Here is a 13775-nt window from a genome sequence, read left to right as displayed (position 1 = left end):
CGACCGTAGCAGCGCGTCAGACGCCGGCAAGGCATCCCGGCGACTCCATGGACCCGTGGGAAGCGCCAATTCACCGCTCTCCAGAGAGTGGATTCGCCTGCCCTTCCTCAACAAGTGGCTGTGAGCCCAGTACCGCCAGCAGCTCCAAGCGTTCCGCGTCCGCTGTTTCTGGTTCTGCTGTGTACAGCATGATGCGGAGGTCGGTGCCGGTGACCGTGAGGGTGTCGCAGTCGAGGGTTATGGGGCCTACGTGGGGGTGGTCGATGGTTTTGCGGGAGGAGTGGTGGTGGCCGATGGCTGCGGAGTCCCAGAGTTCGGCGAAGCGGGGGCTGTTGGTTCGGAGGTCGGCGATCAGGGTGCGCAGGCGTTGGTCCGCCGGGTAGCGGGTTGCCGCTGTGCGCAGGTCGGCGGTCACCGCGACCTGCAGTGCACGGCGGGACTCCGGTGTGTGGCGGACGCGGTCGCCGGAGCCCAGGAACGCGCGCCAGGCGCCGTTGCGTTCTCGGCCGTGGCGTTCGCCCATCAGCGCCGTGTAGAGGGGGTTGGCGAGGAGGAGTGTCCATGTCGCGTCCGAGACCGCGACCGGGGTTCCGGTCAGGCGGTCCAGCATGCGGTGGACGCTCGGGGCGATGTACGCCGGCACCGTGCCCTGGCCGGGTGGGACCAGGCCGGCCGCGTGGAACAGGTGTTCTCGTTCGGACGGGGAGACGCGGAGCGCGCGGCCGAGGGCCTCCACCACCTGCTCCGAGGGGTTCGCCGCCCTGCCCTGTTCCAGGCGGGTGACGTAGTCGACCGAGATCCCCGCCAGCATCGCCAGTTCCTCGCGGCGCAGGCCGGGGGCGCGTCGGTGGCCGCCCGAGGGCAGTCCGGCCGCCGTTGGGGAGACCCGGTCCCGCCATCGTCGTATCGTCCGGCCGAAGTCCGTGCTCGCGCTCGCCATGTCACCACTGTGCCCCGGCCCGGCCCGGTCTTCCTGGTACCGGTGGTCCCAGGAAGACCGGGCTCCTGGCTGCTCCCCGCCGTCCCTCGCAGCCTGGGGGCATGACTGCGACGAGCAACACCACCACGACACTGATCACCGGGGGCAACAAAGGGCTCGGCTTCGAGACCGCTCGGCAGCTCGTCGGCGCCGGCCACATCGTCTACGTCGGGAGTCGTGACGCCGAGCGTGGGCGGCTGGCCGCCGAGCGGCTGGGGGCGCGGTGGGTCCGGCTGGACGTCACCGACGACGTCTCCGTCGAGGCCGCGGCCGCGGCCATCGAGGCCGACGGCGGACTGGACGTGCTGATCAACAACGCGGGCATCGAGAGCCGTGGCGCCGACAACGGGATCGTCGGCGCCGCGGACGTCACCGCCGAGCACATGCGGGAGGTGTTCGAGACGAACGTCTTCGGCATGGTGCGTGTCACCCATGCCTTTCTGCCGTTGTTGCGACGCTCCGCCGCTCCCGTCGTCGTCAACGTCGGCAGTGGGCTGGGGTCCCTGAGCCGGGTCACGGACGCGGGTACTCCGGCGTACGCCTATCCCGGCGTCGCCTATCCGGCCTCGAAGACGGCGGTCAACATGATCACCGTGCAGTACGCGAAGGCGTTCCCGGGCATGCGGATCAACGCGGTGGAGCCCGGGTTCACGAAGACCGACCTCAACGGGAACACCGGCGTCCAGAGTGTCGAGGAGGGCGCTGAGATCGTCGTCCGCATGGCGCGGGTGGGGGTCGACGGTCCCACCGGTGGGTACTTCGACGCGTCCGGGCCGCTTCCCTGGTAGGTGTGAGCCACACCACGGGAACTCCGTCGGGGGGCCGGAGAGGTACAGGTGTGAGGTCCAACGATGACGACGACGATGACGACGACGGGCGTTTGCGCGAGCGGGTGCGGGGCGGGGAGCGTGCCGCGTTCTCCGAGCTGTACGAGTTGTACGCCACGGCCGTGTACCAGCATGCGCTTCGGCTGACCGGTGACTGGTCGGTGGCCGAGGAGGTCATGTCCGAGACGTTTCTGGCCGCCTGGCGGGGGCGCGGGGAGGTGGCCGTCGAGGGCGGGTCGTTGCGGCCCTGGTTGTTCGGGATCGCCACGAACAAGGCGCGGAACGCCCATCGGGGGCTTCGGCGGCGGCTCGCCTTTCTTGCCCGGCGCACCGAGTCCGAGACGATCGACGACTTCGCCGAGGACGTCGTCGGGCGGGTCGACGACGCCCGGCGGCTCGCCGAAGTGCGGCGGGTGATGCAGCAATTGCGGCGGCATGAGCGCGAGGTCATCGCCCTTTGCGTCTGGGCGGGGCTCGACTACGCGCAGGCCGCCGAGGCGCTCGGGGTGCCCGTGGGGACCGTCCGGTCTCGGCTCTCGCGGGCTCGGGCGCGGCTTCGGGAGATCATCGCGGATGCGGAATCGCGTACGGAATCGCATACGGAACTTCGGGGGCGTCGCGGAGAGGTAGAGCGTGAGACCGCGTTCGCGGTCCTGCCCATTCAGGAGGAAGCCCGATGAACTCCACCGAGCGCGAGCCGCAGCGGGAGCTTGAGGAGGCACGTGAGGACGTGGCTCTGCTGTTGCCCTCCGGGGGCGTCCCGCAGGTGCTGCCTCCTGAACGTCACTCCCATCACAAGGACGTTCTGATGCAGCTCATCGACCGTGACACAGCCATGCCCCCCGCAAGGCGGACGTTCGCCCGGCCCGCGCGGCCCGCCCTCGTCACCGGTGCCCTCGCCTGCGCCGTGGCCGTCGCGCTGGTCGCGGGGGTCGGGGTGGCGAGCCACGGTGGCGGCGATACGTCGTCGGTGCGGGCCGGCGTCGGCGGCGCGCCCTCGCAGGGCGGCGCCGGCGCCGTCGTCACCCTCGACCGGATCGCCGCCGTCGCCCTGCGGACCGACGTCGAAGCGGTGGGCGAGGACCAGTTCGTGTACGTGCGGAGCAGGACGGCCGGGAACGAAGGCGTCTTCGACGGGCCCGTCGAGCCGGGGAAGCCGCACGAACGGCAGGTGTGGTTCTCGCAGCAGGCGGGGGCCACGATCGATGTCGGGCTGATCCACGAGGACGGGCAGGACTGGCCGATCGAGGTGGGCGTGCCGGACGGGACCGATCCGAAGGACGCCGGGATTCCCGCCGGGGTCGACCGGCCGACCTACGCCTGGCTCGCCTCCCTGCCCACCGATCCCGAGGCGCTGCTGAAGCTGCTCTACGTGGAGACGCCCCAGGACGAGACCCGTGAGGACCGGGGCCAGGCCGTCTTCAACGAGATCGGCGATCTGATCAGGGAGCAGATCATGCCTCCCGCCACCGCCGCCGCCTTCTACCGGGCCGCCGCGCGGATTCCCGGCGTGACCGAGCTGCCCGACGCCGTCGACGCGGCCGGACGGCACGGAATCGCGATCGCCCGCGAGGACACGGTGGACGGGACCCGCACGGAGTGGATCTTCGACCGCGCCACCCTCGGCTACCTCGGCGAACGCACCGTCTTCAGCCGGGACACCGAGCGGGCCGAGGCCGGGACGGTCCTGTTCACCAGCGCCGTGCTGGAGCGGGCCGTCGTCGGCAAGCGGGGGCAGGAGCCCGGCGAGCGTCGGCGGGCGGGGAGGAGTTGACCCGGGGGGCGTTAAGGGATTAGGGGGCGTCCGGGTTCGTCCTTGGGCGTCTCGCCGCCGCACGGACGCGTTTTGTGCGGCCGTGTTCCGCCAGGAACGCCAGTACGGGGGCCGGGACGCCCGGGGTCTCGGTGAGTCTGCGTTGCAACCAGTCCGAGGCGGCGGACAGGGCGGACGGGCTCCAGGCGTGGGTGGTGGTGGCCTCGTGGACGAGCGTCCACTCCTGTAGGCGGAGGGTCAGGAAGGGGTCGTCGCCGATGGCCTCCGTCAGGGCGGCTGTCCAGGTGTGCCACGTCTCGGCGCCGGAGCCGGAGCCGGAGCCGGCGAGTTTCGCCGCCCTTTTGTCCACGTGTCGGACCACCGCCGCCCGGGCCATCAGGCGGTCCGGGTCCTCGGTGAGGATGCGGCGGATCAGCGGTGCCTCTGCTGCCGCCGGGGCCGCGTCGAGGGCCCGCACGTACTCGGCGAACCTCGCGTGTTCCGGGGGTTCGGACGCATCGAACGGTTCGGACGAGTCTGACGGCTCGGATGGTTCTGAGGTGGGGTCCAGGAAGTTCGTCATCGCCTCGCGCAACGGTTGTGGGCTCGCGGTCGATGCCCCCGCGAGCCGAGGGTGTCATGCCTGCGCGTTAGCCTCGCAGGTGTAAGGGATACGGGACCGATCAGGAGGCAGACAGGCATGGCGAAGCTCGCGAAAGTTGCGGACGTGCCCGGAGCGGTGATCGCCGCCGGAGGACTGGTCGGCGGGTACGCCGTGGCCCGGTGGACGAAGCAACGGCCGCTGGGCGGGGCCGTCCTCGCCGTGGCCGGGGCCGCCGCGGCGCGGCAGTGGCAGCAGCGGGCGGGCGGGAAGACGGCCGGGGCGCTGACGGCTGTGTACGTCGCCGCCTTCGCGGGGTCGCATCCGCTGGCGAAGAAGGTGGGCGCGTGGCCGGCCGTCTTCGGGGTGGCGGGTGCGGTGGCGGTCGCCTCGTGGGCGGTCGCGGACCGGAAGAGCCTCTGATCGGCCGGCGGCCTCAGTCTCGGTCCCAGCCCCCTCAGCCCCCTCAGCCCCCTCAGCCCTCGGCCTCAGGAGGAGTACGGCGGGTAGGCACCGTACGGGGACGAGGAGGGGGACGGGGACGGGGGCGTCCCGTAGCCGGGGGGTTGCGCCGGAAAGCCGTAGCCGGAGGTCTGGCCCGGCAGCAGGTGCGCCGGTCCTCCCTCCGGACCCGGGACCGGCCCCGGGACCGGCCCCGGACCCCACTGCGGCTCCGGTGCCCGCTGCGGCTCGGGCCGGCGCTCGCCGTCCACGTCGCGTCCCAGTGCCGATCGCATCGTCACGCCGTACCGGCCGTTCAGCCGCCGGATCTCCCACACCGACAGGGCCGTCACCGAGAGCGGGCCGCCCAGGAGGAAGGTGTAGAGGACCATCGGGGGTGCGGCCACGTCGGGGCCGTCGAACAGGCTCAGGACGAACAGGGCCCACACCAGGAACGGTGAGATCAGCGCGGGCAGCAGTTCGTGGACGTCGCCGACCCGGAAGCAGCAGTTGAGCGCGTGCACCGCGGCGACCAGGGTGAAGAGCGCCACCACGCCCAGGACGAGCGCGGCGATGAGCATCGCGATGACGAACACGAAGAAGGACAGCAGCCAGGCGAGGTTGCCCGCCGCCCGGATGTCGGCCCACGGGATGATCTCCGCGTGCAGCAGCTTCGTCATCAGCACCGCGCCGGCGCCGCACACGCCCGCGCCGAGCAGAATCGCGCCGAGCGCGGTGCCCGGCCCGGTGAGGCGCCGGACGTAGACGGCGCGGAGCGAGACGTCGGACATGCCGATGAAGACGCTCAGGGTGATCACCCCGGCGACGAAGGCGATCCCGCAGCCGATCAGCACGTCCACGAGCTTGCCCAGCAGGAGGTCCTGGCCGCTCTCGGCCAGCGGGTAGGCGAACAGCATCCACACCGACGCCACGACCCCCGCCCAGGTACGACCGGACTGGAGCCGCTGGACGGTCGGGTCCCCGACGCGGTCGGGACGGGACGCGGCCGCGATCGCGGCGGCGGCCCTGAACGGGTTGAGCGAGGAGGGCAGCGCGGCCGACAGTCCTGTGCGCCTGGTGTTCACTGTGACGTCTCCCCCGAGTACGTGACGGTGGTTCACGTGTTCGCACGTGCCACGACGGATCACCTTATCCGATCTTTACCGGCGGCCCGCCGACGGCCGCTCACGGGTGCCGACGGCCTCCTACGGCCTCCGACGGGTGCGGGGACGCTGGTTCCTGCCCCGACCGGAACGCCCGCCGGTACCCCTGCGGGCTCGTCCCCACCACCCTGCGGAAGCGCTCCCGGAACGCCGTCGGGGAGCCGAACCCCGCCTGGGCGGCGATGCGTTCGACCGGGTACGCCGTCGACTCCAGCAGGTACTGCGCGCGCCGCACCCGGGCCCGGTGCAGCCAGCTCAGCGGCGTCGTCCCGGTCTGTTCGCGGAAGCGGCGGTTGAGGGTGCGGGTGCTCACCCCGGCTCGCTCGGCGATCCGGTCGAGCGTCAGATCGTCGCCGCAGTTGTCCTCCAGCCAGACCAGCAGGGGTTCGAGGGTCGCCCCGGCGGGCGCCGGCGACAGATCCTGGACGATGAACTGGGCCTGGCCGCCCTCCCGTTCGAGCGGCATCACCGACATCCGGGCCGCCTGCGCGGCGACCGCCGAGCCGTAGTCGCCGCGGATCATGTGCAGACACATGTCCAGGGCCGCGGCCGCGCCCGCCGAGGTGAGGAACTGACCGTTGTCGACGTACAGGACGTTCGGGTCGACCACCACCTTCGGGTAGCGCTCGGCCAGCTCCCGCGCCGCGATCCAGTGCGTGGTCACGCGCAGCCCGTCCAGCAGGCCCGTCGCGGCGAACAGGAACGCGCCGACACAGACCGACGCGATCCGCGTGCCGTGCGCCGCCGCGTCCCGCAGCGCCTCGGCGACCCCGGGCGGCAGCTCGTCCGGCGGGCTCTCGACCCCGGGCAGGACGATCGTGTCCGCTTCCGCCAGCGCCTCCAGCCCGTACGGCGCGCGCACGGTGAACGCCCCCGCGCTCACCTCCCCGGCGGCGGACGGCGAGCAGACCCGCACCCGGTAGGCGGGACGGCCGTCGGGCAGCCGCGCCCAGCCGAAGGCGTCGATCGGGGCGGACAGATCGAACGGGATGACCCCGTCCAGGACCAGTACGGCGACGGTGTGCATGGCGAGAGCGTAGGCATACGACGGATTACTGCCGACGCGGCCCCCTCCCGCCCCTGGCCTCGGAGGCATGGTCTGGCGGGAATCCGTCGGCCTCTGGCATTTCCGCCGCTTCTGCGAGATCCCCCTGCCGCCTAGCGTCGGACCGTGACCAAGTTCCTCCTCGCCGTCCACGTCCTCGCCGCGATCATCGCCATCGGGCCCGTCACCGTCGCCGCCAGCATGTTCCCGCCCGCCGCGCGTCGCGCCCTGGCCGCGCCCGAGGACGCGCGCGCGAGCGAGACCGTGCGGCTGCTGCACCGCATCTGCCGGGTGTACGCGGCCGTCGGCATCGCCGTCCCCGTGTTCGGGTTCGCCACGGCGGGCGCGATGGGGGTGATGGGCGACCCGTGGCTGATCGTGTCCATCGTGCTGACGGTCGTCGCGGCGGGGGTGCTGCTGGTCCTCGTCCTGCCCCGGCAGGAGGTCCTCGTCGAGGACAGCGCGGCGGGGACGCGGGAGACGACCGTCCAACTCGGCATGTTCACCGGGGTGTTCAACCTGCTGTGGGCGACCGTGACGATCCTGATGATCGTCCGGCCGGGGTCGACCACAGGCGCGTAGCCGAAGGCGCGTAGCCGAAGGCGCGTAGCCGGGGACTCGTAGCCGGGGGGCGCGTAGCCGGGGGGCGCGTAGCCGGGGGGCACGGCTTCCCGACTTTTCGTTATCCCCGCGCCCTGCGCCCGTCTCCCGGTCATGCACCTGACTCGACCGCCAATGAACAGCGTCAGCCGCCGGAGCATGCTGAAGGCCGCGGGCGTCGCGGCCGGGGCCGCCGGCCTCGCGGCGGCCGTCCCCGCGACCCCTGCCGCCGCCGCCGACTACGCCCACCCCGGTCTCCTGCACACCCGCGCCGACCTGGCCCGGATGGCCGCCAAGGTGAAGGCCGGCGCCGCGCCCTACACCGCCGGGTACGCCAGGCTGACCGCCAACCGGCATGCGCAGAGCGGCTGGACGGCCAATCCGCAGCCGACCGTGTACCGGGGCGCGGGCTCGCCCCAGAACTACGCGATCCTCTACCACGACCTGCACGCCGCCTACCAGAACGGCCTGCGCTTCCACGTCAGCGGCGAGAGCCGGTACGCCGACACGGCCGTCGCGATCCTCAACGCCTGGTCGGCGAAGCTCACTTCGCTCGCGGGCTCGGCCGACCGGTTCCTCGCGGCCGGGCTGTACGGCTACCAGGCCGCCAACGCGGCCGAACTCGTCCGCGACCGGCCCGACTTCGAGCTCGAACGGTTCCAGAAGCTGCTGAGCACGGTCTTCTCCCCGCTCAGCGAGAGCTTCCTCGTCAGCCACAACAACGCCGTCGTCACGAACTACTGGCCCAACTGGGACCTGACCGCCATGGCCTGCGTCCTCGCCACCGGCGTCTTCTGCGACGACAGCGCCAAGGTGGAGCAGGCCGTCGAGTACTTCAAGAGCGGCTCCGGGCTGGGCGCCGTCAGGAACGCCATCCCCGTCGTGCACGACGACGGCCTCGCCGAGTGGCTGGAGGCCGGCCGCGACCAGGGCCACGCACTGCTCGGCGTCGGCCTCATGGGCACCTTCTGCGAGATGGCCTGGAACCAGGGCATCGACCTCTACGGCCACGACGACAACCGCTTCCTCAAGGGCGCCCAGTACGTGGCCAAATGGAGCCTCGGCGGCGACGTCCCCTACACCGCCAACACCCGCAGGAAGGGCGCGATCGGGGGCTGGTCGGGCAGCGAGACCGCGTCCGACGCCGCCGCCGTCGACCCCGCGATGACCCGGCCGATCTGGGCGATGATCTCCCACCACTACACCAAGCGCCGGGGGCTCTCCGCCCCCTACCTCACCCGCATCGCCGCCAAGGCGGCCCCCGAGGGCGGCGGCGGGGACTACGGCCCCAACAGCGGCGGCTACGACCAACTCGGCTTCGGCACACTGGCGTTCACCCGCGACGCGGAACGCAGGGCGACGACGGCCGCCCCCACGACGCCCACTCCCACCCCCTCGGCCTCTGCCTCCCCGGCCACGGACGCGTCGGACGCCACGGACGCCTCCACCGCCGCGCCCGCCCCCTCCCCCACCGCAAGCTCCGCCCCCGGCCTCTCCCCCGCCGGGAACAGCGGCGACCTCGCCTCCACCGGCTCCACCGACCTCGTCGCCTGGACCGCGACCACCGGCCTCACCGCCCTGGCCGGCGGACTGCTGCTGCTGCGCCGCCGCGGCCGCACCCGGGACACGACCGAGTAGAAAACCCGAGACCCCGAGGCCGAACAGCCCCCTACGCCCCCAGCCACCGCGCCACCGTATAGATCGCCAGCCCCGCCAGTGAGCCCACCACCGTGCCGTTGATCCGGATGAACTGCAGGTCACGGCCGATGTTGGCCTCGATCTTGCGGGTGGTGTGCTCCGCGTCCCAACTGGCGACCGTGTCGGTGATCAGGGAGGTGATCTCCTTCCGGTACGTCGTCACGACGTGCACCGCCGCGCCCTCGACCCAGCTGTCGACCTTGTCCTGGACCTTCCGCTCGGTCGCCATCCGCGCGCCCAGCGACAGCAGGGAGGCCCGCACGCGCAGCCGCAGCTCACTGCGCTCGTCCTCCGCCGCCGCGACGATCATGGAGCGGACGGCGGTCCAGACGGACGCGATCAGGTCCTGGACCTCGCCCCGGCCCAGCACCTCGCCCTTGAGCCGCTCCACCCGCGCGCGGGTCTCGGTGTCGGACTGCAGGTCGGAGGCGAAGTCGGTGAGGAAGCGGTCGAGGGCGCCGCGGGCCGGGTGGGTGGGCATGTCCCGCATCTCGGCGCAGAAGCGCAGCAGCTCCTTGTAGACGCGCTCGCCGACCTTCTTGTCGACGAATCTCGGGGTCCAGCCGGGCGCGCCGCCCTGCACCGCGTCCATCACCGAGTCGGCGTGCAGCACCAGCCAGTCGTGCGCCCGGGTCACCACCAGGTCCACCGCCCGCCGGTGGCCGCCGTCCGCGACGATCCGCTCCAGCAGCTTTCCGATGCCCGGCGCGATCTCCTGGGCGTTCGCGCGCCGGGTGATGGCCTCCCCGACGACCGCCTGGACGTCCGCGTCGCGCAGCACCGTCAGCGCGCCCCGCAGCGCCGTCGCCAGTTCCGCCGTCACCCGGTCGGCGTGCTCCGGCTCGGCCAGCCAGGCGCCCAGCCGGGTGCCGATGCCGACCGTGCGCAGCCGCTGCCGTACGACGTCCTCGGAGAGGAAGTTCTCGCCGACGAACTCGCCCAGCGAGACGCCCAGCTGGTCCTTCTTGTTCGGGATGATCGCCGTGTGCGGGATGGGGAGGCCGAGTGGGTGACGGAACAGCGCGGTGACCGCGAACCAGTCGGCGAGCGCACCGACCATGCCGGCCTCCGCGGCCGCCGCCACATAGCCCGCCCAGGCGCCCGCGCCATGGTGGGACGCGACCTCGGCCAGCACGTACACCACGGCCACGAAGAGCAGCAGCCCGACCGCGGTGAGCTTCATCCGGCGCACGCCGCGCTGCTTCTCCTCGTCGGCGGGGGTGAAGGAGGTCATGGCTTTGTAGGACGCCGGCCCGCCGGGCGCCGCCGCCTCCGCCTCTGACGCCGCCTCCGCCGCTGCCGCTGCCGCTGCCGCTTCGGTAGGTTCCATTTGCTCCACCCGTTCGGTGATCCCGCGCACATTGTCCCTTCCTGACCGACTCCCGGAACGAATCAAGAGTTCCCGGCGTCTGTCAGGTGGTGACCGTCAAGCACCAGGGCTATGCCCTCCTGTCGGCGCTCGTCGCCCTCGTCGTGGCCCTGTCCGCGGCCATATACGTCGGGGCCGGCTACGTCGGGGCCGGCGCCGATCGCGGTCCGGGCCACCCCCGCAGCGCGGACCCGGCCGCCGGGGGCCCCGGCCGCGCCGCGCCCGTGTCGACCGGGGTCTGGGCCGGCAGCTGGGCCGCCGCGCCCGTCGGCGGCGAACCGGGCACCGAGGCCGACGGCATGGCGGGCCGCACGGTCCGCAACGTCGTGCACACCAGCGTCGGCGGCACGAGCGCCCGGGTCACCCTCTCGAACCTCTACGGCACCGGCCCGCTCACCGTCACCCACGCCACGCTCGCCGTCGCGGCCGCCGAGAACAGCGCGGCGGCCGACCCCGAGCGCCTGCGCCGGCTCACCTTCGGCGGGGCCACGACCGTCGTCGTCCCGGCCGGCCGGGAGGCCGTCAGCGACGCCGTGGCCGTCGCCGTCCCGGCCGACGCCGACGTGCTGGTCAGCACCTACTCCCCCGCCTCCGCCGGACCGGTCACCTACCACCCGAACAGCCGACAGACCGGCTACGTCGCCGTCGGCGAGGCCACCGAGGACGTCACCGGCGCCGCGTTCACCGCCGCCGGCACGCACTGGCGCTACCTGACCGCGCTGGACGTCCTCGGCACCGAGGCCGACGGCACCGTCGTCGCGTTCGGCGACTCCATCACCGACGGCGTCACCTCCACCGTGGGCGAGAACCGCCGCTGGCCGGACGTCCTCGCCGACCGGCTGCGCACCACCGCCGACGCCGAGGGGGACGCCCCGCGCTACGGCGTGGTCAACGCCGGCATCAGCGGCAACCAGGTCCTCGTCGACGACGACGCCCGCGGCGCCAGCGGCCTGAACCGCTTCGAACGCGACGTCCTCGACCGGGCGAACGTGAAGGTCGTCGTCATCGATCTCGGCGTCAACGACATCCTGCGCAGCCGCGCCCTCGCCGACCCGCAGCGCATCGTGGACGGACTGCGCACCCTCGTCGACCGCGCCCACGCCCGCGGCGTCAAGGTCGTCGGCGCCACCCTCACGCCGTTCCGCGGCCACGCCCGCTACACCGCCGCGCGGGAGGACGTCCGGCAGCAGATCAACCGGGCGATCCGCACGGGCGGACTGTTCGACGAGGTCGTCGACTTCGACAAGGCCCTGCGCGACCCGTACGACCCGCGCAGCCTCCGCTCCGAGTACGACTCCGGCGACCATCTGCACCCCAGCGACCTGGGCTACCGGAGGATGGCGCGGACCGTCGACCTGGCCGGGCTGAACGGTTCCGTGGCCGCCCGGCTGTAAGCGGACGGGGCTCAGCCCTAGCTGGAACTCGGTCCTGGTCGGAACTCAGTCCTCGCCCGAACTCAGTCCTCGTCGGAACTCAGTCCTCGTTGGAGCGCAGTTCGCGCTTCGCCGCCCGGCGCTCCAGCTTCTCCTGCCGCCGGGCGGCCCGCGTCTTCTTGCGCTCCACGCCGACCCCGCCCCAGAAGGCGAACCCGGTGACGATCACCCGCGGCGCCCCCGGCTCCCCCACGACACCGCTCTCCCGCTGGTCGAAGCCGCCCATCACACCGATGCCGCGGACCACCACCTCGACGCCCGGCGGCACCGTGATCTGCATCCCGCCCATGATCGCGACGCAGTTGATCACGACCTCCTCGGCGGCGAAGTCCGCCTCGCGCAGGTCGATCTCGCCGCCGCCCCAGAACGCGAAGCAGTTGAAGCGCCGCGGGACCGTCCAGCGGCCCTTGCGCTGGAAACCGGACATCACCGCCACGCCCCAGGTCGACGAACCCTCGCCGCCCACCACCCGCGCGGCCCAACTCCCGTCCGCCACCGGCTCCTTGTGCAGCGACAGGACCGGCGGAGGCGCGACTCCGGCGACCGGCAGGTCACGGGTGATCGGCGCCAGCTCCCCGTAGGTGCGCGCCTTGTACGTCTGTTCCAGCCGCTCCTCGAACTCCGCCATGTCGAGACGACCCTCCGCGAGGGCATCGCGCAGGACCTCGGAGACCCGCTCACGATCGGCGTCGGAGGCACGGAGGTCAGGGAGGCCCGGGACTGCGTCGTCGCTCATGTCAGCAGCCTACGATTTCCCGGGCCCGGGCACTACGGTCGGCCGTCCGGCCGCCGCCCCGCCACGCTCCCGCGCCGCCTCGCGCCCCGCCCCACGCTCCGACTCCCGTTCCGGCTCCCGCTCCGCGTACATCTTCGCGATCACCGCCTCGATGTCCGGCTCCCGCACCGACAGGTCCACCAGCGGATACTCGGCCGCGATCCGGGCGACGAGCGGCGCCGCCGAATCCGACGCCGGGAACGCCAGCCACTGCCGCGGACCGTCCACCTTCACCACCCGCGCCGCCTCCCCCACATCGATCGGCGGCATTTCCCGCTCCAGGTCCACCACCAGCGTCCGCTCGCTGTCGCCCGCCTCGTGCAGCCCGGCCAGCGCGCCGTCGTAGACCAGCCGCCCGTGGTCGATGACCATCACCCGGGAGCAGAGCTGCTCGATGTCCTGGAGGTCGTGCGTGGTGAGCAGCACCGTCGTGCCGCGCTCGGCGTTCAGCTCGCGCAGGAACTCCCGCACCCGCCCCTTGGAGACGACGTCCAGACCGATCGTCGGCTCGTCGAGGTAGAGCACCTCGGGATCGTGCAGCAGGGCCGCCGCGATGTCGCCGCGCATCCGCTGACCCAGCGAGAGCTGACGGACCGGGACGTCCAACAGGGCCCCGAGGTCGAGGAGTTCGACCAGGCTGTCGAGGTTCTCCCGGTAACGGGCGTCCGGGATGCGGTACATGCGGTGCATCAGCCGGTAGGAGTCGATCAGCGGCAGATCCCACCACAGGGTCGTGCGCTGCCCGAACACCACCCCGATGCGGTGCGCCAGCCGCGTCCGCTCGCGGGACGGGTCGATGCCGGCCACCCGCAGCCGGCCGCCGCTCGGGGTCAGGATCCCCGTCAGCATCTTGATCGTCGTCGACTTCCCCGCGCCGTTCGGACCGATGTAACCGACCATCTCGCCGCGCGCCACGGTGAAGGAGATCGCGTCGACCGCCCGCACCTGCCGCAGCTCCCGCCTCAGGAAGCCGGTCCTCTTCCGCACGTCGAAGACCTTCTCGACACGGTCCAGCTCGATGAAAGCGTCCCTGGCGTCCGCGGCCTCCGCGGCCTCCGCGGCGTCCGTGGCGCCCATGCTGTCCCCACTGC

General features: G+C 72.5%; 14 protein-coding genes. 7 read left to right on the top strand and 7 right to left on the bottom strand.

Going from position 1 to position 13775, the window contains the following annotated elements; all coding sequences use genetic code 11:
* Positions 1 to 70: 70 nt before the first annotated feature.
* Positions 71 to 940, bottom strand: coding sequence for a helix-turn-helix transcriptional regulator (locus ACWCPF_RS03455; RefSeq protein WP_451043253.1), 870 nt, complete (start codon positions 938 to 940; stop codon positions 71 to 73).
* 101 nt (positions 941 to 1041) lie between these two features.
* Here ACWCPF_RS03455 and ACWCPF_RS03450 point away from each other — a divergent pair, with 101 nt between their 5' ends.
* The 3 genes from ACWCPF_RS03450 to ACWCPF_RS03440 all read left to right on the top strand — a co-directional run bounded on the left by ACWCPF_RS03450 (position 1042) and on the right by ACWCPF_RS03440 (position 3580).
* Entirely contained in the window at positions 1042 to 1767 is a 726-nt protein-coding gene (locus ACWCPF_RS03450) for an SDR family NAD(P)-dependent oxidoreductase (protein WP_451043252.1), read from the top strand.
* Between the two features lie 92 nt (positions 1768 to 1859).
* The gene (locus ACWCPF_RS03445) at positions 1860 to 2486 is read left to right on the top strand and encodes an RNA polymerase sigma factor (RefSeq protein ID WP_451043481.1); all 627 of its coding nucleotides are present in this window, start codon (positions 1860 to 1862) and stop codon (positions 2484 to 2486) included.
* Positions 2483 to 3580 carry a CU044_5270 family protein gene (locus tag ACWCPF_RS03440; RefSeq protein WP_451043251.1) on the top strand — a complete coding sequence of 366 codons (1098 nt, stop codon included), beginning with the start codon at positions 2483 to 2485 and terminating at the stop codon, positions 3578 to 3580. The genes ACWCPF_RS03445 and ACWCPF_RS03440 overlap by 4 nt, the downstream gene beginning before the upstream one ends.
* A 19-nt stretch (positions 3581 to 3599) precedes the next feature.
* Here the strand turns inward: ACWCPF_RS03440 and ACWCPF_RS03435 are convergent, their stop codons facing one another.
* Positions 3600 to 4037, bottom strand: coding sequence for a hypothetical protein (locus ACWCPF_RS03435; protein ID WP_451043250.1), 438 nt, complete (start codon positions 4035 to 4037; stop codon positions 3600 to 3602).
* 222 nt (positions 4038 to 4259) lie between these two features.
* Here ACWCPF_RS03435 and ACWCPF_RS03430 point away from each other — a divergent pair, with 222 nt between their 5' ends.
* Complete coding sequence (locus ACWCPF_RS03430; protein ID WP_451043249.1) at positions 4260 to 4583, top strand: hypothetical protein; 324 nt, start codon at positions 4260 to 4262, stop codon at positions 4581 to 4583.
* Between the two features lie 65 nt (positions 4584 to 4648).
* On the opposite strand, the gene ACWCPF_RS03425 is transcribed toward ACWCPF_RS03430, so the two are convergent.
* A complete protein-coding gene (locus tag ACWCPF_RS03425) occupies positions 4649 to 5686 on the bottom strand; it encodes a hypothetical protein (RefSeq protein ID WP_451043248.1) in 1038 nt (345 codons plus the stop codon).
* 100 nt (positions 5687 to 5786) lie between these two features.
* A complete protein-coding gene (locus ACWCPF_RS03420) occupies positions 5787 to 6791 on the bottom strand; it encodes a GlxA family transcriptional regulator (protein WP_451043247.1) in 1005 nt (334 codons plus the stop codon).
* A gap of 144 nt (positions 6792 to 6935) precedes the next feature.
* On the opposite strand from ACWCPF_RS03420, the gene ACWCPF_RS03415 reads away from it, so the two are divergent.
* Together ACWCPF_RS03415 and ACWCPF_RS03410 are read left to right on the top strand one after the other, a co-directional pair.
* The gene (locus tag ACWCPF_RS03415; RefSeq protein WP_451043246.1) at positions 6936 to 7391 is read left to right on the top strand and encodes a hypothetical protein; all 456 of its coding nucleotides are present in this window, start codon (positions 6936 to 6938) and stop codon (positions 7389 to 7391) included.
* Positions 7392 to 7544: 153 nt separating this feature from the next.
* The gene (locus tag ACWCPF_RS03410; protein ID WP_451043245.1) at positions 7545 to 9047 is read left to right on the top strand and encodes an alginate lyase family protein; all 1503 of its coding nucleotides are present in this window, start codon (positions 7545 to 7547) and stop codon (positions 9045 to 9047) included.
* Between the two features lie 31 nt (positions 9048 to 9078).
* Here the strand turns inward: ACWCPF_RS03410 and ACWCPF_RS03405 are convergent, their stop codons facing one another.
* The gene (locus ACWCPF_RS03405; protein WP_451043480.1) at positions 9079 to 10341 is read right to left on the bottom strand and encodes a DUF445 domain-containing protein; all 1263 of its coding nucleotides are present in this window, start codon (positions 10339 to 10341) and stop codon (positions 9079 to 9081) included.
* 185 nt (positions 10342 to 10526) lie between these two features.
* Between ACWCPF_RS03405 and ACWCPF_RS03400 the strand changes: the two genes are divergently transcribed.
* Positions 10527 to 11870: an SGNH/GDSL hydrolase family protein gene (locus ACWCPF_RS03400; protein ID WP_451043244.1), complete on the top strand. Its 1344-nt coding sequence runs from the start codon at positions 10527 to 10529 to the stop codon at positions 11868 to 11870.
* Between the two features lie 79 nt (positions 11871 to 11949).
* Here the strand turns inward: ACWCPF_RS03400 and ACWCPF_RS03395 are convergent, their stop codons facing one another.
* Positions 11950 to 12645 (bottom strand): DUF1707 SHOCT-like domain-containing protein, encoded by a 696-nt coding sequence (locus ACWCPF_RS03395; protein ID WP_451043243.1) that lies wholly within the window; start codon positions 12643 to 12645, stop codon positions 11950 to 11952.
* Positions 12646 to 12654: 9 nt separating this feature from the next.
* On the bottom strand, positions 12655 to 13761 hold the full coding sequence (locus tag ACWCPF_RS03390) for an ABC transporter ATP-binding protein (RefSeq protein ID WP_451043479.1): 1107 nt from the start codon (positions 13759 to 13761) through the stop codon (positions 12655 to 12657).
* Positions 13762 to 13775: the final 14 nt, after the last annotated feature.

Source organism: Streptomyces sp. NPDC001858 (genome assembly GCF_053594615.1).
Note: the sequence above shows the minus strand (reverse complement) of the source record. Positions and strands in the feature narration are given on the sequence as shown.

Excerpts from the sequence above, each read along its gene's own strand:
- ACWCPF_RS03395 (WP_451043243.1), bottom strand. The coding sequence starts at position 12,645 with ATGAGCGACGACGCAGTCCCGGGCCTCCCTGACCTCCGTGCCTCCGAC.
- ACWCPF_RS03410 (WP_451043245.1), top strand. The coding sequence starts at position 7,545 with ATGAACAGCGTCAGCCGCCGGAGCATGCTGAAGGCCGCGGGCGTCGCG.
- ACWCPF_RS03450 (WP_451043252.1), top strand. The coding sequence starts at position 1,042 with ATGACTGCGACGAGCAACACCACCACGACACTGATCACCGGGGGCAAC.
- ACWCPF_RS03390 (WP_451043479.1), bottom strand. The coding sequence starts at position 13,761 with ATGGGCGCCACGGACGCCGCGGAGGCCGCGGAGGCCGCGGACGCCAGG.
- ACWCPF_RS03420 (WP_451043247.1), bottom strand. The coding sequence starts at position 6,791 with ATGCACACCGTCGCCGTACTGGTCCTGGACGGGGTCATCCCGTTCGAT.
- ACWCPF_RS03455 (WP_451043253.1), bottom strand. The coding sequence starts at position 940 with ATGGCGAGCGCGAGCACGGACTTCGGCCGGACGATACGACGATGGCGG.
- ACWCPF_RS03440 (WP_451043251.1), top strand. The coding sequence starts at position 2,483 with ATGAACTCCACCGAGCGCGAGCCGCAGCGGGAGCTTGAGGAGGCACGT.
- ACWCPF_RS03405 (WP_451043480.1), bottom strand. The coding sequence starts at position 10,341 with ATGACCTCCTTCACCCCCGCCGACGAGGAGAAGCAGCGCGGCGTGCGC.
- ACWCPF_RS03430 (WP_451043249.1), top strand. The coding sequence starts at position 4,260 with ATGGCGAAGCTCGCGAAAGTTGCGGACGTGCCCGGAGCGGTGATCGCC.